The organism is Enhydrobacter sp., assembly GCA_025808875.1.
Classification (GTDB): domain Bacteria; phylum Pseudomonadota; class Alphaproteobacteria; order Reyranellales; family Reyranellaceae; genus Reyranella.
Window position 1 is genome coordinate 689,178 of sequence record CP075528.1, and the last position, 22,315, is coordinate 711,492.

Consider the following 22,315-nt stretch of genomic DNA (forward strand, 5'->3'; position numbering starts at 1 on the left):
TGGCGGAAACCCCATGGCCCGGGACTGGGGAAAAATCCATTGAAAAAGATGACGCAAACGTCATATTCGTGGCTGGATTGGAGGCCCCACATGGCCCAACAGATCACGTACGACAAGGCCTATGACGCCGTCGCCCCGGAAGATTTTCCGGCGATGCTGGAGGTGCCGCGCTACGGGCGGCGGACCGACGCGTTCGACGCCATCATCTCGGCGACCCACGATCATTTCTGGGACCCGCTGGACAAGAGCTACATCGATTTCGACCAGTCATTCGACATGACGACGACGCCGATCATGCCGGAGGAGACGGTGATCGAGCTGCGCAGCGCGGTCGCCGACCGGCTCGACGAGGGGCAGAAGATCCAGCTCTCCAACGACGTGACGCACTGGTCGATCTCGAACCTGCTGCACGGCGAACAGGGCGCCCTGTCGCTGTCGGCCAGCCTCTGCCACATCCTGCTCGATCCCGGCGCCCAGGAATACGCCGCCAACCAGGCGCGCGAGGAAGCGCGCCACGTCACCGGCTTCACGCGCTACATCGCCAAGCGTTGGGGCCGGCCCCTGCCGGTCGGCCAGACCATCGCCACCGTGCTCGGCGAGCTGGTCAGCACGCCCGAGGTCTACAAGAAGGTGGTCGGCATGCAGATGATGGTCGAGGGCATCGCCATGGGCGCCTTTGCCACGCTCAACGCCAAGACCAACGATCCCGTGCTGCGCCGGCTGGTCCAGCTGGTGATGAGCGACGAGGCCTTCCATCACCGCTTCGGTCGGCTGTGGGCCTCCAAGACCATCCGTCACCTCAACGCCGACGAGCACCGCAAGGTCGAGGACTGGTCGGCCCAGCTCTTCCAGATGCTGCTGTTCAACCTGATCAACACCGAGCAGAAGCAGGTCATCTACGCCAAGTACGGCCTCGACTGGGAATGGGTGCGCGACGCGGTCAAGGAAAGCTTCAGCGACGACGACCGCCGCGAGCAGCTGAAGGAAAGCACCAACATCTTTCGCGTGCTGATCAAGACGCTGCTGCATGCCGGCATCATCACGCCGCGCACCGCGCCGCTCTACGCGGTGTGGGTCGACATGGACGAACTCAAGGCCGAGGGCGAGGATATCCCCGGCGACGTTGTCGCCGACGAAATGCTGTCGGTGTTGCGCGAGATCAACGCCAAGCGCCGCCGCATCGGCAGCAAAGACGTAGTCGTCGCCGCCTAGGGCTTCCGGGCCAGCACGAAAGCCGAGAGACCGGCGAGCCGGTTGACGTCAAGCAGGGGAAGCTCGGCGGCACAGATCGCGGTCAACAGCGCGTTGGTGACGGCGCCGTGTTTCTTCAGGCTGCTCTTCGGCTGCGTGTCGCCGCGGGCGGCCAGCCGCACCGCGGCAGCGAGCGGGAAAATCGCGCCGAAGTAGTAGGCGCCGCGCACGATCTCCAGGCCCGCCTCGCGCAACGCCTGCTCGATCTCGCCCAGGCGATAGCGCCGCTTGTGCTCGAGGAAGACGTCGTGGCCGCTCCATAGGAAGCGGAAGGCTGGCACCGTCACCAGGAAATGCGCGCCGCCCGGCACGCAGCCGGCATAGGTCCGCGCCAGGCCGCGATCGTCGTCAACATGCTCGAGCACGTCCATCATCAGCACGAGGTCGCAATCGGTCGGGCCGCAGCGGCGGCGGTAGAGCACCGGCTTGCCCGACACCGCGTCGTCGCGGTCGGCCTCGTAACCGGTGTCGACGCAGAGTGCCGACTGCGCGCCCGACTCGGCCAGCAGGTAGCGCGAGAAGAAACCCGAACCCGCGCCGACGTCGAGGAGGCGCCGGGCGCCCAGCGGCGCCACCATGCGCCGCAGCGCCGCCGCCTTGGAACGGTAGTACCAGTGCGCGCCGATGGCGCCGCCGAGGATGTCCTCTTCCTTGAGATCCATCGAGATCAGGTCTTGGGTGAACTCCGGGGCGGCTCGGCCGCGCCCTCCGAGTAGACGCCCTCGACGACGTAGATCGGCCGGCCCTTCACCTCGAGGAACAGCCGGCCGAGATATTCGCCGATGATGCCGAGCGACAGCAGCTGGATGGCGCCCATCAGCAGGACGGCGATCAGCAGCGAGGCATAGCCTGGCGTATCGATGCCGAAGATCAACACGCGAGTGACGATGAACAGGGCGTAGAGCACCGATACCGCCGCGATCACGACGCCGACATAGAACCAGGCGCGCAGCGGCACGGTCGAGAAGCTCACCACGCCGTCGAGCGCGAAGTTCCAGAGCCGCCACAGGTTGAACTTGCTCGAACCGGCGGCGCGCTGCGGCCTTTCGTAGGGAACGCCGACGGCATTGAAGCCGACCCAGGCGAACAGTCCCTTCATGAAGCGGTTGCGCTCCGGCAACTGGCGCAGCACCTCGACGGCGCGGCGATCGACCAGGCGAAAGTCGCCGACATTCGCCGGGATGCGCACCGGCGACATCGAATTGAACACCCGGTAGAACCACCCGGCCGACAGGCGCTTGGCGGCGGTGTCCCAGGTGCGGGCCGTGCGCACGCCATAGACGATGTCGTAGCCCTCCCGCCAGCGCTCGACGAAGGGGCCGATCAGCTCGGGCGGATCCTGCAGGTCGATGTCCATCGGCACGAGGACGTCGCCGCGCGCATGGTCGATGCCGGCGGTGAGCGCCGCCTCCTTGCCGAAGTTGCGCGACAGGTTGACGACGCGCACGCGCGGGTCCCGGGCGCTGCAGTCGAGCAGCCGCGCCAGTGAATTGTCGCGCGAGCCGTCGTTGACGAAGACGATCTCGAAGCGCAGGCTCGCCGACAACAGGAAGGGTTCGACCGACGCCAGAAACAGGTCGATCGATTCCTCCTCATTGAACACCGGCACGACCAGCGACAGCAGCGGGTCGGCCGGGCGACGCTGGCGTTGGGCGGCGAGCTGCCGCTCGAGCGCGTCGCCCGATGCCACGGGCAGGGGAAGGGGCGAGTCAGGCACGCCCCGACCTTACACCATCGTGTGTCAGTTAACGACCTCGACCGCGCCCGACAGCTCCATGATGCCGAGCTCGACGACGACCGCGGAATGCCGCTTGAGCGTCTCTGCCCGGAACTGGTGCAGCACTTCGATGTTCATCCTGGTCTCGAACGCCTTGTCGGTCTTCATGCGATCGCCATAGGCCACCGCGCCGGCGCCGCAGTCGCGATGGGTGATGCCGACCACGCGCTTGACGTTGTGCAGCTGGATGGAGATTCCGAGATTGTCCCAGAAGGTCTTGTGCCAGTCCTTGAAGGCGGGGGCCACGACGCCGATCGGACCGCCGGCGATGTTGAACTGGCTGTAGAGGTTCTGCCAGCCGCGCGAGGCCATGTAGGCCCAGGTGTTGGTGGTGAAGCGCGGGTCGATGCACTTGAGCAGCATCGCCTCGTAGCCATCGTCGAGCGCCAGGGCAGGTCTAGACGCGGCGACGGCGGCGGCGCCGACGCCGAGACCGAAAAGGCTTCGGCGGCCGAGCATGGCGAGGCAGCCGCAATCGCGAGTGTGCTCGTGTCTGGTCATTGATCGTCCCCCTGCAGTTGCTGTCGCTAAATTGCCAGTACTTCAAAGCCACGCAACCCCAAAAAACAGAAAGACAAGGTAGAAAGAAAAAGAGCGCGACGCTATATACGCGACACAATATAACAGCGTGACAGAGCGCCTATTTCGGAGCGGGCATGACCTCTTTCAAAGACCGCGAGAACGCCTTCGAGAAGAAGTTCGAGCATGACCAGGAACTGCAGTTCAAGGTCAACGCGCGCAAGAACAAGCTGCTGGGTCTGTGGGCTGCCGGGCTGATGGGCAAGACGGGCGAGGCCGCCGAGGCCTATGCCAAGGAAGTCGTGATGGCCGACTTCGAGAAGCCGGGCGATTCCGATGTCGTCGAAAAGCTGGTTAAGGATCTCGCCGCGGCCGGCAAGCCGACCGAGGAGCACACGATCCGCAAGCACGCCGAGCGGCTGATGCCCGAGGCCAAGCAGCAGGTCATGTCCGAGGTCCACTGACTTTCGCCGCGCTACTCGGGCGTTGCGCGAGCATGCTAGCCTGCCGCCCATAGGTCGACTCCAGGGAGGCGGAGATGCGGGTCAATCGTCGAAAGATGCTGGCGCTCGCCGGCGGCCTTGTCGCGGCACCGGCGGTGTTGCGCGAGGGCCATGCCCAGGCAGCCGAGGTGACGCTCAAGCTGCATCATTTCCTGCCGGCGGCGTCCAATCCGCATCAGAAGTTCCTCACACCGTGGGCGCGCAAGATCGAGACCGAGTCCAACGGCCGCATCAAGATCAACGTCATCCCCGCGATGCAACTCGGCGGTGCGCCGCCACAGCTCTACGACCAGGCGCGCGACGGCGTGGTCGACATCGTCTGGACGTTGCCCGGCAACACGCCGGGCCGCTTCCCGTCGATCGAGGCGATCGAGCTGCCGTTCGTGGCCGAGAAGCGCGCGGGCGCCAATTCCAAGGCGGTGCAGGAATTCGCCGGCATGTACCTCAAGGAGGAGTTCCGCGAGGTTCATCCGATCTGCTTCTGGGCGCACGATCACGGGCTGATCCACGCCAACAGGCAGGTCAAGACGATGGAGGATCTCAAGGGCCTGAAGCTGCGCTTCCCGACGCGGCAGGCCGGCGAGGCGCTGAAGGCGCTCGGCGCCAGTGCGATCGGCATGCCGATCCCCCAGGTTCCCGAAAGCCTGGCCCAGAAGGTGATCGACGGCTGCGTCGTGCCGTGGGAGGTCGTGCCTGCCATCAAGGTGCAGGAACTCGTGAAGTTCCACACCGAGATCCCGGGCTCGCCGACGCTCTACACGGCGACGTTCGTGCTGGCCATGAACAAGGGCAGCTACGAGAAGATGCCGGCCGACCTCAAGAAGGTGCTCGATGCCAACTCGGGCATGGCCGCGGCGGAGATGGCGGGCAAGGTGTGGGACGAGGCCGGCGTCGTGGTGGCCGACATGGTTGCCAAGCGCGGCAACACGATCACGGTGATCCGTCCGGAGGAAGCGGCGCGCTGGCGGCGCACGACCCAGCCGGTGATCGAGGCCTGGATCGCCTCGGTCAAGGAGCGCAACATCGACGGCGCCAAGCTGGTCGAATCGGTACGCTCGCTGGTCGCCAAGTACAAGGTCGCCTGAGCGATCCCGGGCACGTCGGAGGTGGCCTGGACCCGGACGGCCGAACGGCTGGGCGCGATGCTCGCCCTGGCGGGCGCAACGCTTTCGCTGTGCATCGCCGCGGTCGTGACGGCGAGCGTGCTGTTGCGCTGGACGACGTCGCACGGCCTGTCCGGTGACTTCGAGATGGTGCAGATGGCCGTCGCGCTGGCCATCTTCTCGTTCCTGCCGCATGCCCAGCTGCGCCGCGCCAACATCCTGGTCGATACCTTCACCACGTGGCTGCCCGAGCGCGTGACTTCGGGCATCGATGCGTTCTGGGACCTCGTCTACGGGGCCGCCGCGGCGCTGCTGGCGTGGCGCCTCGCGATCGGGGCCGGCGACGCCATCGCCTCGCACACCGGCACGATGATTCTCGGACTACCCACGGGCTGGGCCATCGCCGCCTGCTCGGCCATGGCCGGGCTGCTCGCGCTCGCGGCGTTGGCAACAGCGGCCGGTCGGTTCGGCACGCGCGCGTGATGGAGCCGTCCTCGGGCCTCCTGGGCTTTGCGGTCATGCTGGCGCTGATGGTGGCGCGCATGCCGATCGGGCTGGCCCTGCTCGTCGTCGGAGCCGGCGGCTACGCCTGGATCGCCGGCTGGGGAACCTTCCTCAACTACGTCAAGGCAACGCCCTACCATCACTTTTCGAACTATACGCTCTCGGTCATCCCGCTCTTCATCCTGATGGGCGCGCTGGCCGAAAAGTCCGGCCTGTCGACGGCCTTGTTCCGCGCCGCCTCGAGCCTGGTCGGCCATCGCCGCGGCGGGCTGGCGATGGGCGTGGTCGCCTCCTGCGCTGCGTTCGGCGCGATCTGCGGCTCGTCGGTGGCGACCACCGCGACCTTCGCGCGCGCCTCGCTGCCCGAGCTCGCGCGATATCGCTACGACAACGGCTTGGCGACCGGAGTCGTCGCGGTCGGTGGAACGCTCGGCATCCTGGTTCCGCCGTCGGTGATCCTGGTCGTCTACGGCATCACCACCGAGCAGAATATCGCCAAGCTCTTCATCGCTGCCTTCGTGCCGGCGCTGTTCGCGGTGCTGCTGTATTTCGGCGTCATCGCCCTGATCGTGGCCCAACGGCCCGCGCTCGGCCCGGCGCTGCCGCGCGCTTCGCATGCCGACCGTGTCAGGGACATCGCGGCCGTGTGGCCCGCGTTGCTGGTCGCCGTCGTCGTGCTCGGCGGCATCTACGGCGGCGTCTTCTCGCCGACCGAAGGCGCCGCGGTCGGCGCGATCGCCATGCTGGCCGTGGCCGTGCTGCTGGGCGGGTTGCGCTGGCAGGGCTTGAAAGGCGCCTTGCTGCAGACCGCCGAGACGTCCGGCATGATCTTCCTGATCCTGCTCGGTGCCGAGATCTTCAACGCCTTCCTCGCGCTGTCGCAGCTTCCCGTCGCCGTCGCCGAATGGATCGGCGGCGGGGGCTTCGAGCCCTACGGCGTTCTGATGCTGATCCTGCTTTTCTACATCCTGCTCGGCGCGATCATGGACGAACTCGCCATGATCCTGCTGACATTGCCCATCTTCTTTCCGATCATCCAGTCTCTCGACTTCGGCATGTTGCCGGACGAGGTTGCGATCTGGTTCGGGATTCTGGTGCTGATCGTCGTCGGCGTCGGCCTCACCGCCCCGCCGATCGGATTGAACGTGTTCGTCGTGTCGGCGATCGCGCGCGACGTCCCGCTCACCCGCATCTACCGCAACGTGCTGCCCTTCCTGGCCGCCGACCTCGTGCGCCTCGTCCTGGTCGTTTTCTTCCCGGTGCTGGCGCTCGGCCTGGTGCGTCTGCTGACTTAGAAGCCGTTGTGACAGCCAGGGGCCGTCACTTCCTGGCAAGCATGCCGGCGAGGCCTGTGTAGTTCTCGGGACGAAGCGCCCTGAGCCGCGCCTTCATGTCGGCGTTTATGTCGAGGCCGTCAATGAAGGAGGCGAGGTCTTCCATCGTTACCTGCTTGCCGCGGGTGAGCGTTTTCAGCTTCTCGTATGGCATCTCCACGTCGGCGACGCGCAGCACCGTCTGTATCGCTTCGGCGAGCACCTCCGGATGCGCCAGGAGCGCGTCGCGAAGCGCAGCTTGATTCACGCTGACTTTGCCGAAGCCGCGCCCGAGCGCGCGATAGCCGATCAGCGAATGCGCGAAGGCGGTGCCGAAGGTGCGTGCCACGGTCGAGTCCGAGAGATCGCGCTGCAGGCGCGACACCGGCAGCTTCCTCGAGAGATGCTCGAAGAGCGCGTTGGCGATGCCGAAATTGCCCTCCGCATTCTCGAAATCGATCGGATTCACCTTGTGCGGCATGGCCGACGAGCCGATCTCGCCTTCCTTCGGCTTCTGCGTGACCCATCCGTCCGAGATGTACCGCCACATGTCCTGCGACAGATCGAGGAGGATCGTGTTGATACGGCGCACGTTGTCGAACATCTCGGCGAATGTGTCGTGCGGCTCTATCTGGGTCGTCACCTCATTGAGCTCGAGGCGTACGACATGCGCCTTGCCGGTGTCGTCCGCATTCAGGCTTTCCGCAAAGGAACGCGCAAAGGCCAACCAATCGATCTTCGGAAATGCCACGATCTGGGCGTTGTAGTTGCCCGAGGGTCCGCCCCACTTCATGAGGACGGGGCGCCTCATGAGAGCTTCGACCTGCCTTTCGAGGCGCCTCGCGAAGACGTTCATCTCCTTGCCGAAGGTCGTGGGCGTCGCACTCTGGCCATGGGTGCGCGCGAGCATGGCCGTATCGGCATGCTCCCGGGCAAGGCTGACGATCGCGCTCTTTACCTTGTCGAGCGCCGGCAGCATGACCTCTTCGAGCGCTCCGCGAAGCGCGAGGGCATGGGCGGTGCTGTTCACGTCCTCCGACGTGAGGGCGAAGTGCACCCATTCGAGCACGTCGGTGAGGCTCGAGTTTCCGAGCTTGAGCTTGATGAAGTACTCCACCGCCTTCACGTCGTGATTCGTCGCGGGGATTCCGTCATGGCCTTCGCGCTCGATCTTCTGGATGATCTGCGCGTCGTCGACGTCGATATGCGGCAGCGCGCGAAGCATCGCCTTCTCGTCCGACGTAAGCTGCCGCATGCCGACGCCCTTTGTCTCCGAGAGCGCCATGAGATACTCGCACTCGACGGTGACGCGCATTTTCATGAGCGCGTGTTCGCTGAAATACGCCGCAAGCGGCTCGGTGGTCGCGCGATAGCGGCCGTCGACAGGGCTTATGGCCGTGAGTGGTTCGAGGCGTCGCATGGCCCGGCTTTTAGTCCCGAACGGCCCGGATTGCCATGTTAAGAAGTGTCCCACCATGATGCCGCTTTCCGACTGCCCTCGCTCCGTCCTTGCCTCGGTCCAAGGCGTTCTCACCGACATCGACGAGACGGTGTCGACGGCCAGCCGCCTCACCGCCGGGGCCTACGGCGCGCTGGAGGCACTGAAAGAGGCGGGATTCCTGGTCGTTCCGGTGACCGGCCGGCCGGCCGGCTGGTGCGACCACATCGCCCGTTTCTGGCCGGTCGACGCCGTGGTCGGCGAGAACGGCGCCTTCTGGATGTGGCTCGACAAGTCGGCGGGCAAGCTCCGGACCCGTTTCGTCCAGTCCGACGCGGAGCGCGCGGAAGGTCGGCGTCGGCTCGAGGCGGTGCGGGAGGAGGTCCTGCGTGCCGTCAGCGGTTGCGGGATCGCCTCCGATCAGCCTTACCGACTGGCCGACCTGGCCGTGGATTTCTGCGAGGACGTGCCGGCCCTGCCGCGCGCCGAGGTCGATCGCATCGTCGCGGTGTTCGAGAAGCACGGGGCGCATGCCAAGGTGAGCTCGATCCACGTCAACGGCTGGTTCGGCGACTACGACAAGCTCACCACGTCGAAGACCATGATGCGCGAGCTGTTCGGCGTCGATCTCGGGGCTGCGCGCGAGCGCTATGTCTATTCCGGCGATTCACCCAACGACTCGCCGATGTTCGGCTACTTTCCCAATGCCGTCGGCGTGGCGAACGTGCGAGACTTTGCCGATGCCATGCCGCACCTGCCGCGCTGGATCACGACGGCGCGCTCCGGCGCGGGCTTCGTCGAACTCGCGGAAGCGCTGATTGTGGCCAAGAGGGGAGACTGAATGGCGCCGACCTTCATCGATTCGTTCCTCTACGAATTCGTCACGCTCTTCGTCATTCTCGATCCCGTCGCGACGGTGCCGCTCTTCATCATGGCGACGGCCGGCCTGTCGCGGCGCGATGCGCTCGTGGTGGCGGTCTATGCGCTTGCGATCGCCTTCGCGGTGCTGGTGTTTTTCATCGTTGCCGGCCAGCTTCTGCTCAGCGCACTCCACATCCCCGTTGCGTCGTTCCAGCTCGCCGGGTCGCTGGTGCTGCTGCTGTTCGGGCTCAAGATGGTGCTCGGCAAGGTGACGGAAGAGGTGGCCGCGATGCCGCCAACCGCCACCCTGCTGGAGCGCGCGGTCTATCCGCTGGCGATCCCCGGGATCGCCGGCGCCGGCGCGATCCTGACCGTGGTGCTGCTGACCGACTACAAGGTGCGTTCGCTCGGCGAGCAGGCGACCACGACCCTGATCCTGGTGCTCTGTCTCGTCGGCTTCTTCGCCCTCTATGCCGGCGCCGGACTGATCTCGCGCGTCCTCGGCCGCTCTGGAATCGAGATCGTGAGCCGCGTGTTCGGCCTGATCCTGGCGAGCATCGCCGTGCACAACATGGTCATCGCCATCAAGATCAGCTTCGGCATCGCTTGATCAGGGCGGTGGCGCCACCGTCAGCGAACCGAAATGCACGACGCTGTCGGCCTGGCTGAGCACGCCGACGGTGCCGGCGTGAACCAGGCTGCGGTCGTTCAGGCCGAACTGCGCCGCGCCGTCGAGCCAGACCTCGAAGCGATCCCACCGGGCCACGACCCGCAAGGCGTGCCATCGGCCGATGGCGATGTCGGCGGTCGCCGAGCCGAGCTGTGCACGCTTGCCGCCGCGCATGCGGTAGAGCCGCACCGACTTGTCCCGCGCGCTCACCATGACTGCGTAGTAGTCGTTCGCGTCCTGGGCGCGCAGCACCAAGCCGGCGGCTTGCTCGCGCGTTCCCGAGACGATCTTGAATCTCAGGGTCGCGTCGATATCCAGCGCCGCGGTCTGGATCGAGATGCAGAGGGGAAAGCGTTGATAGGTGGCGTCGCCGGCGGTCTCGGCCAATGCCCAGCCGCCCAGCGCCTCCTTCTCGGCCACGGCCTTCCAGGCCGGCGGCCGGCCGATGCCGGTCATGCCCTGTTGGCAGGCGACACGCCCGTCCGACGTGGTCAGCGGGGCCACCTGCTGGGCGGCAGCCGGCGCCGGTCCGGCGAGCAGCACGGCGAGCGACAGCGCGAGCGGCGCGACGCTTGACCGCCTGCGCGGGACGGAGGACTTTACGCGCCGGCCCGATGAAGGCGATTTCTGGCAAGGGGGAAACAGCATGCGTCTCTGCACCATCGTGAGCGGCGGCAAGCCCGCCGTGGGGGTCAAGCTCGGCGACGGCAAGGTCGTCGATCTGTCGAAGCAAATGCCACGCGGACCCAAGTCGGTGGTCGAGATCCTGGCGGGCGGGCGCAAGATGCAGCAGGCGGTGCTGAAGGCCTGCGCCAAGCCCAAGAAGGGCGCCACCGTCTCGGAGAAGTCGGCGAAGTACCTGCCGCCGATCCCCAATCCGGGGAAGATTTTGTGCATTGGGCTCAACTACCGCAAGCACGCTGAGGAGACCGGCAGCCCGATTCCCGCCTATCCGGTGGTGTTTTGCCGGTTCAACAACACGCTGACGCCCCACAACGGCAAGATGCCCCGGCCGAGCCACTCCGAGCAGCTCGACTGGGAAGCCGAGCTCACCGTGGTAATCGGCAGGAAGTGCCGCAACGTGCCGAAGGAGAAGGCGCTCGGCGTGATCGCCGGCTATGCCTGCTTCAACGACGGCTCGGTGCGCGACTGGCAGAGGAAGTCGGGCGGCCAGTTCACCCTCGGCAAGGGCTTCGACGGAACCGGCGGCTTCGGTCCCGACATCGTCACGGCCGACGAGCTGCCACCGGGCGGCGCGCCGCTCAGGATCATGACCCGCGTCAACGGCGAGGTCATGCAGGACAGCAACACCGACGACCTGATCTTCGATGTGCCGACCCTGGTGCACGAGCTCAGCAAGATCATGACGCTCGAGCCGGGCGACATCATCATCACCGGCACGCCCTCGGGGGTGGCCATGGCGCGCAGCCCGCAGCCCTGGCTGAAGCCCGGCGACGTCTGCGAGGTCGAGATCGAGAAGGTCGGCGTGCTGCGCAACGTCGTCACGCAGGGCGCGTGAGGTATCGCAACGCCACTGCGCACCAGGACTTTCAAAACATCCAATTGTTTCCACGAGGTGCAGCGACCGTTCTTCAACTATCGACCGTCAGGGATTGGCGCAACACGTGTGACCTGCCCGGGTTCAATTTCGATTTGGTTTGTCGGACGTGGACGGCACTATTACTGAAGTCGTTGGCCTGATCGCCAGAGGCCGTCGACTGGTGTATCGCGTCGAATTCTCGATGATTGGCGATGAACCGCTGGCTGCTCATCTCACGGCCGACGAATTGAAGCCGATGAGACAAAAGCATCACGCTGCGGGTTAGCGAAGCTGCTTTTCGAGACGTCTCTATGGCGCTTCGCTTCACTCGATACCGCTTCGACTGCCTCGATCACGGCCGGTTCAACCGCGGCAAAGGAAAAGCCGTACGGCAACCTATCGCACCGCCGCCCATAGGAGCGACAGGCCGGCAGCCAGCATCACGCCGTCGAGCAGGCGCGTGAAGGTGTGGACGCTCAGCCGCTCGACGACCAGGCGCGCGGTGTAGTTGCCGGCCATTACCGACGTGCCGCTGATCAGCCCTTTGACCAGGATGTCGACCGGCAGCGCGCCGAAGGTGTGGAAGGTCGCGGCCTTGCTGACATAGAGCGCCAGCGAGCCCGCCGCCTCGGTGGCGATGAAGGCTCCCTTCGTCAGGCCGAAGGCGGCAAAGGCCGGTACGCTGAGCGGCCCGGTCGAGACGACGATGCCCGTTAGAAAGCCGATCACGGCGCCGGCGAGAGCGAGCCCTGCGAAGCCGAGCGTGATGTTGTGCGAGGCGAGCCAGCGCCGGCCCGGGATCATCGCCAAGAAGAAGACGCCCAGCGCCACGTCGACGGCCCGCTCAGGCAGCACCAGCAGGGTGCGGGCACCGAGCGCCGCGGCGGGAATGCCGCCCGCGGCGTAGGCCGCCGTGGCGCGCCAGTCGACCGCGCGCCACCACGAGGTGATCTTGGCGACGTTCGACATCAGCGCGACGACGGTCATGATCGGCACCGCCTCGCGCGGCCCGAACACGAAAACCAGGACTGGCAGCAGGATGATGGTGGCGCCGGTGCCGACGATGCCGCTGACGATGCCGGCGGCGTAGCCCACCGCCAGCACGAGGAAGTACGTCAGGAGTGGGTCAATACCCAATATTCGGCCGGAGGTACTTCTCCGCCTGCTCGAGCGGGAGGCCGCGACGCCTGGCATAGTCCTCGACCTGGTCGCGGCCGATGCGGGCGACGCCGAAATACTGCGCGTCGGGGTGGGCGAAGTAGTAGCCCGACACGGCGGCCGTCGGCAGCATGGCGAAACTCTCGGTCAAGGTCATGCCGGCGTTCTGGCCGGCATTGAGCAGGCGGAACAGCTCGGGCTTCTGGCTGTGGTCGGGGCAGGCGGGGTAGCCCGGGGCCGGCCGGATGCCGCGATACTTCTCGCGGACCAGTTCGTCGTTGGCGAGCGCCTCGTCGGGCGCGTAGCCCCACAGCGTCTTGCGCACGCGCTCGTGCAGCCGCTCGGCGAAGGCCTCGGCCAGGCGGTCGGCCAGCGCCTTCAGGAGGATGTCAGAATAGTCGTCGTTGTCGGCGCGGAAGCGCGCGAGATGCTCGTCGATGCCGTGGCCCGCCGTCACGGCGAAGCCGCCGATCCAGTCGGCCCTGGGCGAGATGAAGTCCGCCAGGCACATGTTGGCGCGTGGGCTGCGCTTCTCGATCTGCTGGCGCAGGAAGAAGAGCCGTGAAACCTCCTTCGTGAAGGTGTCGTCCTCGAACAGCACGACGTCGTCGCCTTCGCGGCGGCACGGCCAGAATCCGACCACGCCCTTCGCCGTCAGCCACTTCTCGCGCACGATGCGGTCGAGCATCTTGCGCGCGTCGCTGTAGAGCTTCTTCGCACTTTCGCCGACGACGGCGTCGTCAAGGATCGAGGGCCACGTGCCGGCCAGCTCCCAGGCGCGGAAGAACGGCGTCCAGTCGATGCGCTCGACCAGCTCGTGCAACGGATACTCCGAGAAGAGGCGCGTGCCGGTGAAGGCCGGCCGCGGCGGCTCGTAGCCCGACCAGTCGATGCGGAAGCCGTTGGCGCGCGCGGCGGCGAGCGGCACCAGCTTCTCCTGGCCGCGGTCGGCACGCTCGATCCGGATCGCCTCGTATTCGGCCGCCACCCTGTCGGCGAAATCCCGGGCCTGGGCGCCCGACTCGGAGGTGAGCGCCGTGCAGACGCCGACGGCGCGCGAGGCGTCGAGCACGTGCACCGTGGTGCCCTCGTAGCGCGGCGCGATCCTGAGCGCGGTGTGGACCTTGGAGGTGGTGGCGCCGCCGATCAGCAGCGGCACCTTGAAGCCCTGCCGCGTCATCTCCTCGGCGACCGTCACCATTTCGTCGAGCGAGGGCGTGATCAGGCCACTGAGCCCGATCATGTCGACCTTGTTGTCGTTGGCGGCCTTCAGGATCTCCTGGAACGGCACCATGACGCCGAGATCGATGACCTCGAAGTTGTTGCACTGGAGCACCACGCCGACGATGTTCTTGCCGATGTCGTGGACGTCGCCCTTGACCGTCGCCATGACGATCTTGCCCTTGGGCTTCGACGTCTCGGTCTTTTCGGCCTCGATGTAGGGCAGGAGGTGCGCGACCGCCTTCTTCATCACGCGCGCGCTCTTCACCACCTGCGGCAGGAACATCTTGCCGGCGCCGAACAGGTCGCCGACTACGTTCATGCCGGCCATCAGCGGCCCTTCGATCACCTCGATCGGCCGCGCGATCTGCCGGCGCGCCTCCTCGGTGTCGGCGACGACGAACTGGTCGATGCCCTTGACGAGCGCATGCTCGAGCCGCTTCTCGACCGGCCAGGAGCGCCATTCGGCGTCCCGTGTCTCGACCGTTTCGCCGGTGCCCTTGTACTTGGGGGCGAGTTCCAACAGCCGTTCCGTCGCGTCGGATCGGCGGTTGAGGATGACGTCCTCGCAGGCGTCGCGCAGCTCGGCCGGAATCTGATCGTAGACCTCAAGCTGGCCGGCGTTGACGATGCCCATGTCCATGCCCGCCTGGATGGCGTGGTAGAGGAACACCGAATGCATCGCCTTGCGCACCGGCTCGTTGCCGCGGAACGAGAAAGAAAGGTTGCTGATGCCGCCCGAAATCTTGACGTGCGGGCAGCGCTTCTTGATCTCGCGCGTCGCCTCGATGAAGTCGACGCCGTAGTTGTCGTGCTCCTCGATGCCGGTGGCGACGGCGAAGATGTTGGGGTCGAAGATGATGTCCTCGGCCGGGAAGCCGACCTGCTCGACCAGGATCCGGTAGGCGCGCTCGCAGATCTCGACCTTGCGCTGAAGGGTGTCGGCCTGGCCCTTCTCGTCGAACGCCATCACGACCACGGCGGCACCATAGCGGCGCACCTTGCGGGCGTGGTCCATGAAGGCCTCGACGCCCTCCTTCATCGAGATCGAGTTGACGATCGGCTTGCCGGCGACGCACTTCAGGCCGGCCTCGATCACGCTCCACTTGGAGCTGTCGATCATGATCGGCACCCTGGCGATGTCGGGCTCCGAGGCGATCAGCTTCAGGAAGGTGTCCATCGCCTTCTCGGCGTCGAGCAGGCCCTCGTCCATGTTGACGTCGATGATCTGCGCGCCGGCCTCGACCTGCTGGCGCGCGACCTCGACCGCTGCTGCATAGTCGCCCTCCAGGATCAGCTTCTTGAACTTGGCCGATCCGGTGACGTTGGTGCGCTCGCCGATGTTGATGAAGGTCGCGGTACGCTCGGCCATCACATGAAACTCGCCGCTTCCATGCCGCTAAGCCGTAGCGCCGGGGGAAGCGCGTGCCACTGGCGCGGCTTGAGACCCTTCACCGCCTCGGCTACGGCCTTGATGTGGGCGGGCGTCGTGCCGCAGCAGCCGCCCACGATGTTCAGCCAGCCATTCTCGGCCCAGCCTCGGACCAGCTTGGCGGTCATCGCCGGCGGCTCGTCGTAGGCGCCGAGCTCGTTGGGCAGGCCGGCGTTGGGATAGACGCAGACCAGCCCGTCGACCTGCGGGTTCAGCGCGCTGACGTAGGGGTGCAGTTCGGTGGCGCCGAAGCTGCAGTTGAGGCCCATCGTCAGCGGCCGGGCGTGGCGCACCGAATGCCAGAAGGCCTCCACCGTCTGGCCCGACAGGTTGCGGCCGGCGAGGTCGGTGAGGGTCATCGACACCATCACCGGCACGATCTCGCCCAGCGCCTCGCCCGCCTCGTCGGCGGCGACGATCGCGGCCTTGGCATTCAAGGTGTCGAACACCGTCTCGATCAGGATGAAGTCGACGCCGCCTTCCAGCAGGCCGTCGATCTGCTCGCGGTAGATGCCCTTGACCTCGTCGAAGCTGACGGCGCGGTAGCCCGGGTCGTTGACGTTGGGCGACACCGAGAGGGTCTTGTTGGTCGGCCCGAGCGCGCCGACCACGAAGCGCGGCTTGGCCGGATCCTTCGCCGTCGCGGCGTCGGCGCAGGCGCGCGTGATCCGCGCCGCGGCGACGTTGATGTCGCGCGCGCGGTCCTGCAGGCCGTAGTCGGCCTGGCTGATGGCGTTGGCATTGAAGGTGTTGGTCGCCAGCACGTCGGCGCCGGCTTCGATGTAGGCGTTGCAGATCTCGCCGACGATCTCCGGCCGCGTCAGGTTCAGGAGGTCGTTGTTGCCTTTCTGGTCCTGCGCGAAGTCGCGGCCGCCGCGATAGCCCGACTCGTCGAGCCTGTAGTTCTGGATGGCGGTGCCGTACGGCCCGTCCTTGATCAGGATGCGTTCGGCGGCGATCTCGCGCAGCAGATCGGCCTTGCCGGCACGGGTGTCGGCGTTTGTCACGGCTTGCGCACTCCCAGGAGATGGCAGATCGCGAAGGTGAGATCGGCGCGGTTGAGCGTGTAGAAGTGGAACCGGTCGACGCCCTCGTCGCGCAGCCGGCGGCACAGGTCGCCGGCCACCGTGGCGGCGATCATGCGGCGCGTCTCGACGTCGTCGTCGAGGCCGTCGAACAGGCTGGCGAGCCAGGCCGGCACCTTGGAGCCGCACAGCCCTGCCATCCGCAGGATGCCCTTGAAGTTCGACACCGGCATGACGCCGGGCACGATCGGCACGTCGATCCCGGCGGCGGCGGCGGCGTCGCGAAAGCGCAGGAAGTCGTCGGCCTCGAAGAAGAACTGGGTGATGCAGCGATCGGCGCCGGCATCGACCTTGCGCTTGAGGTTGTCGAGGTCGGCCTTGGCGTCGGCCGAATCGGGATGCTTCTCCGGATACCCCGCGACGCTGATCTGGAACTCACCGATCCTCTTCAGCCCCGCCACCAGCGCGGCGGCGTTCTCGTAGCCGCCCGGATGGGCGCGGTACCTGCCGCCCATCTCGGGCGGCGGATCGCCGCGCAGCGCGACGATGTGGCGGATGCCGGCATCCCAATAGGCGCGCGCGACGTCGTCGATCTCGCCGCAGGTCGCGCCGACGCAGGTAAGGTGCGCGGCGGCGTCGATGCCGGTCTCGCGCTTCAGCCGCGCCACCGTCTCGTGCGTGCGCTGGCGCGTCGAGCCGCCGGCGCCGTAGGTGACGGAGAAGAAAGTCGGCCGCAGCGGCGTCAGCCGTGTCACCGTCTCCCACAGCGTGCGCTCGGCCGTCTCGGTCTTGGGCGGCGAGAACTCGAACGAGACCTCGAGCCGCTGCGGTGCGCGCGCCGGGAACTCGGCGGCGGCCACGCTGAGCGGGCCGGGAGGGAGCGGGCCCGTGTCGGGACTCATCGCGATACTCCTTGGACGGTGAGCGCGGGCGAGCGGGCGGCGCCGGCGCGCGCCGGCAGCTCGCGCTCGCCGCGCCAGATGCCGGTCATGATGCGTCGGCCGGGGAAGTGCAAGGGCTCGAGCGGCTGCAGGCCGGCGCTCTTCAGCCAGCCCTGCACCTGGTTGTCGGCGAAACCGAGATGGACGTGGGCATGCTCGCGCTTGAGCTCGACCAGGTCGTGCGGCGAGAAGTCGACCACCAGCACGACGCCGCCCGGCCGCACCACGCGCGCCGCCTCGGCCAGCGCCGCTGCCGGGTCGTCGGCATAGTGCAGCACGTGATGGATGGTGACGGCGTCGAAGCTCTCCGCCTCGAAGGGCAGGGCGTACATATCGGCCTGGCGGATCTCGGCATTGTCGATGCCGGCGCGCGCGAGGTTGGCGCGGGCGAGCGCCAGCATCTCGCGCGACTGGTCGACGCCGACCGCACGCTCGACCTTGGGCGCGAGCACCTCCAGCAGCCGGCCGGTGCCGGTGCCGATGTCGAGCAGACGGCGTGCGACGGGCGGCAGATGGTGCGCCAGCGCGCGCTCGATCTCGCGGTCGGCGACGTGCAGCGCCCGAAGTTCGTCCCAGCGCTGGGCGTTGTCGCGGAAGAAGCGGACCGCCGCAGTCTGGCGGCGCTGCAGCAGCCCGTCGAGCCGCGCGCGATCGCCGGCGAGCCGGGGATGCCTGGCGTCGAGCCGGCGCACGAATTCACGCACCAGCACCGCGTCGTCGCCGCCGCTCACCAGCCGGAAGCGCGTGAATTGCGCTTCGCGAAAGCGTTCCAGCACGCCGGCCTCGACCAGGAGCTTCAGGTGGCGTGACACGCGCGGCTGGCTTTGGCCGAGGACGTGGACGTAGTCGCTGACGGTCAGATCCTCGCGCGCCGCCAGCGCTAGGATTCGCAACCGCGTGTCCTCGGCGACCGCCCTTAGGAGCGTCAAAAGATGATCCATGATTTATGAATATAAGCATATCTTTATGTTTGCAAGTCCATTTTGCGCACGGGTGCGGCGGGAATGCCACAAGCCTCGACCGTTTGGGCCTATGCACTTCAAACCGTAGTTTGCGTGTGCAAGACTGTTACCCAACAGCGGCAAACAGCCGCCCTTCAGGAATGGCCGGATGGTCGGATTTGTCATGCATCGAGTAGTGGCCAAGGCGCGCCGTTCCCTTCTCGTCGTGGTGGCTTCGGCCGCCCTCGTCGGAGGCTGCGGCTCCTATCAGGACACCGGCACGGCCGACGTCTGGGATCCCATCGAGACGCCCAACCGCTTCATTTTCTCCATCAACCGCGCCGTCGACATGATCGCCCTCCGGCCGATCACGGTCCTCTATCGCGATTGGGTGCCGGCGCCGGCCCAGAAGGGCCTGACCAACCTGCTCAACAACCTCGGCGAACCCGTCACCGCCATCAACGAGGTCGTGCAGGGCGATCCCGGCCGCGCCGCCACGACGCTCGCGCGCTTCATCGTGAACTCGACGGTCGGCATCGTCGGCATCTTCGACGTGGCGAGCGCCATCGGCCTGCCGCGCACCAAGGAGAGCATGGGCAACACCATCGGCTACTATGCCGGCGTCGAGCCCGAGAACGGCGGCTTCTATCTGGTGCTGCCGGTGGCCGGCCCGAGCAACGCGCGCGACGGCGTCGGCCTCGTGATCGACACCGCGGTCGATCCGTTCGGACTGTTCACGGTATTCAACAGCGGCACCGATGCCTGGGAATGGATCGCCGTCGGCGCACGCTATGCCGCCATGGCGGTCGACACGCGCTCGCGCACCATGTTCGCGCTCGACGATCTCGAGAAGAACAGCGTCGACTACTACGCGGCGCTGAAATCGGCCTACACCCAGCAACGCGCCGACACCATCCGCGAGAAGCGGGAGAAGGCGGGCGCGCGGGGCGAATTGAACCGTCGCGACAATCTCGCGTTGGTACGATAGGACTCAAGGCAACTCATTCCGTAGGGAGCGAACGGTGCCTCTGCTCGCTTTTCGTCGTCATGCCGCATGCCTGTTCGTCGCCGGCGCCCTCTGTCTCGCGGCATGGCCGTCGGCGGCCCAGCCGACCGCCGACGATGCCGCCAGGCTGATCCAGGGCGTGTCGCAGAAGGTCATCGACCTGGTGAAGAGCAAGACCGGCGCGGACCGCCAGGCCGGCATTCGCCAGGTCCTCGAATCGGAGTTCGACCTGGCCTACATGGGCCGCTCGGCGCTCGGCACGCACTGGGAACGCACGCCCGAGGACCTGCGCGAGCGCTTCCTCAAGGCCGCGGCGGGCGCGGAGGCGCGCGCCTACAGCGAGCGCTTCGGCCAGTATGGCGGACAGACCCTGGCCCTGGGCCGGGTCGCGAGCCGGCCCAATGGTGTCTTCATGGTCGATTCGCGGCTCAACCAGACGAGCGGCGAGCCGATCAAGATCGAATGGGAGGTGCGCGACCGCGGCCAGGGCCTGCGCATCAGCGACGTCAAGATCGAGGGCGTCAGCATGGTCATGACTAGACGGTCCGATTTCAATTCCTACATCCAGCAGCACGGCGGCAAGGTCGACGCCCTGGTGCAGGAGCTGGAGGCCCGCGGCGCCCGCCAGTAGCGGATGCCGCCGTCCGGTTTGCGCCGGCGGCAGGGCAAGCGTAAAATTCGGTCCGGGAGGCGTCTTGTCCGCCCCGGGTTGCCGGGGTCGAGGAGAGCGCCATGGATAGCGCAGTCGTCAAGAATCCGGCCGAGCACCGCTCGGTCGATCCGGTGTGGACCAGGATCCGCGAGGCCGCCCAGTCGGCCGCTGCGCGCGAGCCGGTGCTGACCGGCATGTTGCACGCCACGGTGCTCAGCCAGTCGCGCTTCGAGGGCGCGCTGAGCTATCACCTCGCGCGCCTGGTCGGCACGACCGAGGTGCCGGCGGCGCTGATCCGCCAGATCTTCGAGGAGGCCTTCACCGTCGATCCCGACATCGGCCTCGCCGCGCGCTTCGACATCGTCGCCGTCACCGACCGCGACCCGGCCTGCACCTCGCATCTCGACCCGCTGCTGTGGTTCAAGGGTTATCATGCGCTGCAGACCTATCGCGCCGCGCACTGGCTGTGGCTGCAGGGTCGGCACGCGCTCGCCCACTACCTGCAGAGCCGCGCCTCGGCGCTGTTCGGGCTCGACATCCATCCCGGCGCCGTGGTCGGCAAGGGCATCTTCATCGACCACGGCACCGGCGTGGTGATCGGCGAGACCGCCGTCGTCGAGGACGGCGTGAGCATGCTGCACGGCGTGACGCTCGGCGGCACCGGCAAGGAGCGCGGCGATCGCCATCCCAAGGTGCGGCGCGGTGTGCTGTTGGGCGCCGGCGCCAAGGTGCTGGGCAACATCGAGATCGGCGCCTGCGCCAAGATCGCCGCGGGCTCGGTCGTGCTCGAGCCGGTGCCGGCCGGCTGCACCGCGGCCGGCGTGCCGGCGCGCATCATCGGCTGCGTCGATGTTCCCGAGCCCGCGCTCGAGATGGACCAGCGAATCTGAGGCCCCGCCCGCTCAGGCGGCGTGACCGATGAAGACGGCCTTGCGCAGGTGGCGGTCGTTGGCGAGCTGGTCGAGGACGAAGCGCGCGACCTCGTCGCGGGTAATGCGAACCAGCCGTGTCTGTGGCGTCACGTCGGTCACGACCTGAAGCGGTGTCGCTCCGGCGGTCGCCGAGAACGGCGCCGGCCGCACGATCACCCAGTCGAGGCCCGACTGTCGGATGAGTTGCTCCTGGCGGTCCTTGTCCTCGTAGAGGGGGCGGGTGAACAGCGGATAGACGATCCAATCGTAGATCAGGCCGCCATGGCCGCGTGTCTCGCCCGCGCCGACACCCGTGATGGCGACCAGGCGGCGGATGCCTTCGGCCATCATCGCCGGGATCAGTTTCGCAGTGACGTCGGAGAAGAGGGTCGTCCGTCGTCCGGGCGCCGCACCGAGCGTCATCACGACGGCCTCCCGACCGGCCACGAGGGCCCGAAGCGCCGCCGCGTCGGTCGGGTCGGCGGCCACGACGTCGACCGCGGCCGGGGCGTCCGCCAGGCGTGCGGCGTCCCGCGTCTGCGCGCGAATCGTGTGGCCGCGCTCCACGCCCTGAGCCATGAGCCGGCGGCCCACGCTGCCGCTCGCGCCGAGAAGCAGGATGCGCATGGCGTTCAGTTCGGTGTGCAGGACTTCATCGCCCGGACATCCTATCATCGTCGGGACGGCAAACCCGGGCAAAGAGGAAGAGGATCGGCGCCATGACACACAAGTTCCGCGGCCTCGCGCTGCATACCTGGACGGTCGACACCACGCCGCTCGCCGGCGCGCTCGAGGCGGCCAGGGCAGGTGGCTTCGACGCCATCGAGCTGCGCCGCGTCGACTTCACGCGCGACCCCGACGCGATCGGGCTGGTCAGGAAGAGCGGCCTGCCGGTCGCCTGCATGGGCGTCGAGTATGGCTGGGTCTTCTCGCGCAAGGGCGAGGAGCAGGAGCGGCTGTTCAAGGTGATGCGCGAGACCTGCGAGAACGCCGTGGCGCTCGGCTGCCCCATGCTGATGACCGCCATCGGCCCGGGCGAGGCGAGCCTCGACGACGCCATTGCCAACATCGCGCGCGCCGGCGCGATCGTGGCGGAACACAAGCTGCGGCTCGCCGTCGAGTACCAGTTCCAGCATCCGGTGATGAAGACGCTCGAGATCGTGCGCGACGCGGTGAAGCGGGCCGGCCAGCCGAGCGTCGGCGTGCTGCTCGACGCCTATCACCTGCAGCGCGGCGGCCGGTCGGGCGCCGGCTTCAGGGACATGCCGGAATCTGAGATCTTCTATGTCCAGTACAGCGACGTGCCCGATGCGCCGCCCAACGGACCGCCGCCCGTCGACCGCCTGCCGCCCGGCAGGGGGGTCGCCGACTGGTCGGGCCTGTTCCGCCTGCTCGCCGAGAAGAACTACACGGGTTACCTCAGCTACGAGGCGCCCAACCCCGCGCACTGGAACAAGCCGGCGGCCGACACCGCGCGCGAGGGCGCCCAGGCGACGAAGCAGGCGCTGGCCAAGGCCTTCGGCTAGCCCATCGTCCGAATGTCGTTCGG

At 67.2% G+C, this 22,315-nt stretch carries 24 protein-coding genes; 13 read left to right on the forward strand and 11 right to left on the reverse strand.

Annotated features, from left to right (window positions below; all coding sequences use genetic code 11):
• Positions 1–90 precede the first annotated feature (90 nt).
• Positions 91–1,212: a ferritin-like domain-containing protein gene (locus KIT25_03355; GenBank protein UYN95995.1), complete on the forward strand. Its 1,122-nt coding sequence runs from the start codon at positions 91–93 to the stop codon at positions 1,210–1,212.
• Here the strand turns inward: KIT25_03355 and KIT25_03360 are convergent.
• The 3 genes from KIT25_03360 to KIT25_03370 form a co-directional block, all read right to left on the reverse strand.
• Positions 1,209–1,913, reverse strand: coding sequence for a class I SAM-dependent methyltransferase (locus tag KIT25_03360; GenBank protein UYN95996.1), 705 nt, complete (start codon positions 1,911–1,913; stop codon positions 1,209–1,211). The two genes, KIT25_03355 and KIT25_03360, sit on opposite strands and share 4 nt — an antisense overlap.
• Positions 1,914–1,918: 5 nt before the next feature.
• Complete coding sequence (locus KIT25_03365) at positions 1,919–2,875, reverse strand: glycosyltransferase family 2 protein (protein ID UYN97809.1); 957 nt, start codon at positions 2,873–2,875, stop codon at positions 1,919–1,921.
• A gap of 117 nt (positions 2,876–2,992) precedes the next feature.
• Positions 2,993–3,529 carry a hypothetical protein gene (locus KIT25_03370; protein ID UYN95997.1) on the reverse strand — a complete coding sequence of 179 codons (537 nt, stop codon included), beginning with the start codon at positions 3,527–3,529 and terminating at the stop codon, positions 2,993–2,995.
• Positions 3,530–3,684: 155 nt separating this feature from the next.
• Here KIT25_03370 and KIT25_03375 point away from each other — a divergent pair, with 155 nt between their 5' ends.
• The 4 genes from KIT25_03375 to KIT25_03390 all read left to right on the forward strand — a co-directional run bounded on the left by KIT25_03375 (position 3,685) and on the right by KIT25_03390 (position 6,952).
• On the forward strand, positions 3,685–4,011 hold the full coding sequence (locus KIT25_03375; protein UYN95998.1) for a DUF1476 domain-containing protein: 327 nt from the start codon (positions 3,685–3,687) through the stop codon (positions 4,009–4,011).
• A 74-nt stretch (positions 4,012–4,085) separates the two neighbouring features.
• Positions 4,086–5,135, forward strand: a complete 1,050-nt coding sequence (locus tag KIT25_03380) for a TRAP transporter substrate-binding protein (protein UYN95999.1) — start codon at positions 4,086–4,088, stop codon at positions 5,133–5,135.
• A 21-nt stretch (positions 5,136–5,156) separates the two neighbouring features.
• Complete coding sequence (locus KIT25_03385) at positions 5,157–5,636, forward strand: TRAP transporter small permease subunit (protein ID UYN96000.1); 480 nt, start codon at positions 5,157–5,159, stop codon at positions 5,634–5,636.
• Entirely contained in the window at positions 5,636–6,952 is a 1,317-nt protein-coding gene (locus KIT25_03390; protein UYN97810.1) for a TRAP transporter large permease, read from the forward strand. Before KIT25_03385 ends, KIT25_03390 begins: the two co-directional genes overlap by 1 nt.
• A gap of 25 nt (positions 6,953–6,977) precedes the next feature.
• On the opposite strand, the gene purB is transcribed toward KIT25_03390, so the two are convergent.
• Positions 6,978–8,447: an adenylosuccinate lyase gene (purB, locus tag KIT25_03395; GenBank protein UYN96001.1), complete on the reverse strand. Its 1,470-nt coding sequence runs from the start codon at positions 8,445–8,447 to the stop codon at positions 6,978–6,980.
• Between purB and KIT25_03400 the strand changes: the two genes are divergently transcribed.
• Both KIT25_03400 and KIT25_03405 read left to right on the forward strand, forming a co-directional pair.
• Entirely contained in the window at positions 8,446–9,249 is an 804-nt protein-coding gene (locus tag KIT25_03400; GenBank protein UYN96002.1) for an HAD-IIB family hydrolase, read from the forward strand. The genes purB and KIT25_03400 overlap by 2 nt on opposite strands.
• On the forward strand, positions 9,250–9,879 hold the full coding sequence (locus tag KIT25_03405) for a MarC family protein (GenBank protein UYN96003.1): 630 nt from the start codon (positions 9,250–9,252) through the stop codon (positions 9,877–9,879).
• Here the strand turns inward: KIT25_03405 and KIT25_03410 are convergent, their stop codons facing one another.
• Positions 9,880–10,587 carry a hypothetical protein gene (locus tag KIT25_03410; protein ID UYN96004.1) on the reverse strand — a complete coding sequence of 236 codons (708 nt, stop codon included), beginning with the start codon at positions 10,585–10,587 and terminating at the stop codon, positions 9,880–9,882.
• A gap of 85 nt (positions 10,588–10,672) precedes the next feature.
• Between KIT25_03410 and KIT25_03415 the strand changes: the two genes are divergently transcribed.
• Entirely contained in the window at positions 10,673–11,458 is a 786-nt protein-coding gene (locus KIT25_03415; protein ID UYN97811.1) for a fumarylacetoacetate hydrolase family protein, read from the forward strand.
• Positions 11,459–11,606: 148 nt separating this feature from the next.
• Positions 11,607–11,765 (forward strand): hypothetical protein, encoded by a 159-nt coding sequence (locus tag KIT25_03420; protein ID UYN96005.1) that lies wholly within the window; start codon positions 11,607–11,609, stop codon positions 11,763–11,765.
• A 110-nt stretch (positions 11,766–11,875) separates the two neighbouring features.
• On the opposite strand, the gene KIT25_03425 is transcribed toward KIT25_03420, so the two are convergent.
• Genes KIT25_03425 through KIT25_03445 form a run of 5 tightly spaced genes read right to left on the reverse strand, consistent with a single transcriptional unit; the run spans position 11,876 to position 18,197 of the window.
• Complete coding sequence (locus tag KIT25_03425) at positions 11,876–12,616, reverse strand: sulfite exporter TauE/SafE family protein (protein ID UYN96006.1); 741 nt, start codon at positions 12,614–12,616, stop codon at positions 11,876–11,878.
• Positions 12,606–15,230, reverse strand: a complete 2,625-nt coding sequence (gene metH, locus KIT25_03430) for a methionine synthase (protein UYN96007.1) — start codon at positions 15,228–15,230, stop codon at positions 12,606–12,608. Before metH ends, KIT25_03425 begins: the two co-directional genes overlap by 11 nt.
• On the reverse strand, positions 15,230–16,297 hold the full coding sequence (locus KIT25_03435) for a homocysteine S-methyltransferase family protein (protein UYN96008.1): 1,068 nt from the start codon (positions 16,295–16,297) through the stop codon (positions 15,230–15,232). Before KIT25_03435 ends, metH begins: the two co-directional genes overlap by 1 nt.
• Positions 16,294–17,217 carry a methylenetetrahydrofolate reductase [NAD(P)H] gene (gene metF, locus KIT25_03440; protein UYN96009.1) on the reverse strand — a complete coding sequence of 308 codons (924 nt, stop codon included), beginning with the start codon at positions 17,215–17,217 and terminating at the stop codon, positions 16,294–16,296. Before metF ends, KIT25_03435 begins: the two co-directional genes overlap by 4 nt.
• Complete coding sequence (locus KIT25_03445; protein UYN96010.1) at positions 17,214–18,197, reverse strand: methyltransferase domain-containing protein; 984 nt, start codon at positions 18,195–18,197, stop codon at positions 17,214–17,216. The genes metF and KIT25_03445 overlap by 4 nt, the downstream gene beginning before the upstream one ends.
• 184 nt (positions 18,198–18,381) lie before the next feature.
• Here KIT25_03445 and KIT25_03450 point away from each other — a divergent pair, with 184 nt between their 5' ends.
• From KIT25_03450 to cysE, 3 genes are all read left to right on the forward strand, one after another.
• Positions 18,382–19,185 carry a VacJ family lipoprotein gene (locus KIT25_03450; GenBank protein ID UYN96011.1) on the forward strand — a complete coding sequence of 268 codons (804 nt, stop codon included), beginning with the start codon at positions 18,382–18,384 and terminating at the stop codon, positions 19,183–19,185.
• 34 nt (positions 19,186–19,219) lie between these two features.
• A complete protein-coding gene (locus tag KIT25_03455) occupies positions 19,220–19,834 on the forward strand; it encodes an ABC transporter substrate-binding protein (protein ID UYN96012.1) in 615 nt (204 codons plus the stop codon).
• Positions 19,835–19,935: 101 nt separating this feature from the next.
• Entirely contained in the window at positions 19,936–20,745 is an 810-nt protein-coding gene (gene cysE, locus KIT25_03460) for a serine O-acetyltransferase (protein UYN96013.1), read from the forward strand.
• Between the two features lie 12 nt (positions 20,746–20,757).
• Here the strand turns inward: cysE and KIT25_03465 are convergent, their stop codons facing one another.
• Complete coding sequence (locus tag KIT25_03465; protein ID UYN96014.1) at positions 20,758–21,393, reverse strand: NAD(P)H-binding protein; 636 nt, start codon at positions 21,391–21,393, stop codon at positions 20,758–20,760.
• Between the two features lie 92 nt (positions 21,394–21,485).
• Here KIT25_03465 and KIT25_03470 point away from each other — a divergent pair, with 92 nt between their 5' ends.
• Entirely contained in the window at positions 21,486–22,292 is an 807-nt protein-coding gene (locus KIT25_03470; GenBank protein UYN96015.1) for a sugar phosphate isomerase/epimerase, read from the forward strand.
• The last annotated feature ends 23 nt before the right edge of the window (positions 22,293–22,315 follow it).

Coding starts and splice junctions, on each gene's coding strand:
- metF (UYN96009.1), bottom strand. CDS start 17,217: ATGAGTCCCGACACGGGCCCGCTCCCTCCCGGCCCGCTCAGCGTGGCC.
- cysE (UYN96013.1), top strand. CDS start 19,936: ATGGATAGCGCAGTCGTCAAGAATCCGGCCGAGCACCGCTCGGTCGAT.
- KIT25_03360 (UYN95996.1), bottom strand. CDS start 1,913: ATGGATCTCAAGGAAGAGGACATCCTCGGCGGCGCCATCGGCGCGCAC.
- KIT25_03375 (UYN95998.1), top strand. CDS start 3,685: ATGACCTCTTTCAAAGACCGCGAGAACGCCTTCGAGAAGAAGTTCGAG.
- KIT25_03390 (UYN97810.1), top strand. CDS start 5,636: ATGGAGCCGTCCTCGGGCCTCCTGGGCTTTGCGGTCATGCTGGCGCTG.
- KIT25_03380 (UYN95999.1), top strand. CDS start 4,086: ATGCGGGTCAATCGTCGAAAGATGCTGGCGCTCGCCGGCGGCCTTGTC.
- purB (UYN96001.1), bottom strand. CDS start 8,447: ATGGTGGGACACTTCTTAACATGGCAATCCGGGCCGTTCGGGACTAAA.
- KIT25_03450 (UYN96011.1), top strand. CDS start 18,382: ATGCATCGAGTAGTGGCCAAGGCGCGCCGTTCCCTTCTCGTCGTGGTG.
- KIT25_03400 (UYN96002.1), top strand. CDS start 8,446: ATGATGCCGCTTTCCGACTGCCCTCGCTCCGTCCTTGCCTCGGTCCAA.
- KIT25_03405 (UYN96003.1), top strand. CDS start 9,250: ATGGCGCCGACCTTCATCGATTCGTTCCTCTACGAATTCGTCACGCTC.
- KIT25_03465 (UYN96014.1), bottom strand. CDS start 21,393: ATGCGCATCCTGCTTCTCGGCGCGAGCGGCAGCGTGGGCCGCCGGCTC.
- KIT25_03415 (UYN97811.1), top strand. CDS start 10,673: ATGCCACGCGGACCCAAGTCGGTGGTCGAGATCCTGGCGGGCGGGCGC.
- KIT25_03370 (UYN95997.1), bottom strand. CDS start 3,529: ATGACCAGACACGAGCACACTCGCGATTGCGGCTGCCTCGCCATGCTC.
- KIT25_03470 (UYN96015.1), top strand. CDS start 21,486: ATGACACACAAGTTCCGCGGCCTCGCGCTGCATACCTGGACGGTCGAC.
- metH (UYN96007.1), bottom strand. CDS start 15,230: ATGGCCGAGCGTACCGCGACCTTCATCAACATCGGCGAGCGCACCAAC.
- KIT25_03445 (UYN96010.1), bottom strand. CDS start 18,197: ATGGATCATCTTTTGACGCTCCTAAGGGCGGTCGCCGAGGACACGCGG.
- KIT25_03410 (UYN96004.1), bottom strand. CDS start 10,587: ATGCTGTTTCCCCCTTGCCAGAAATCGCCTTCATCGGGCCGGCGCGTA.
- KIT25_03355 (UYN95995.1), top strand. CDS start 91: ATGGCCCAACAGATCACGTACGACAAGGCCTATGACGCCGTCGCCCCG.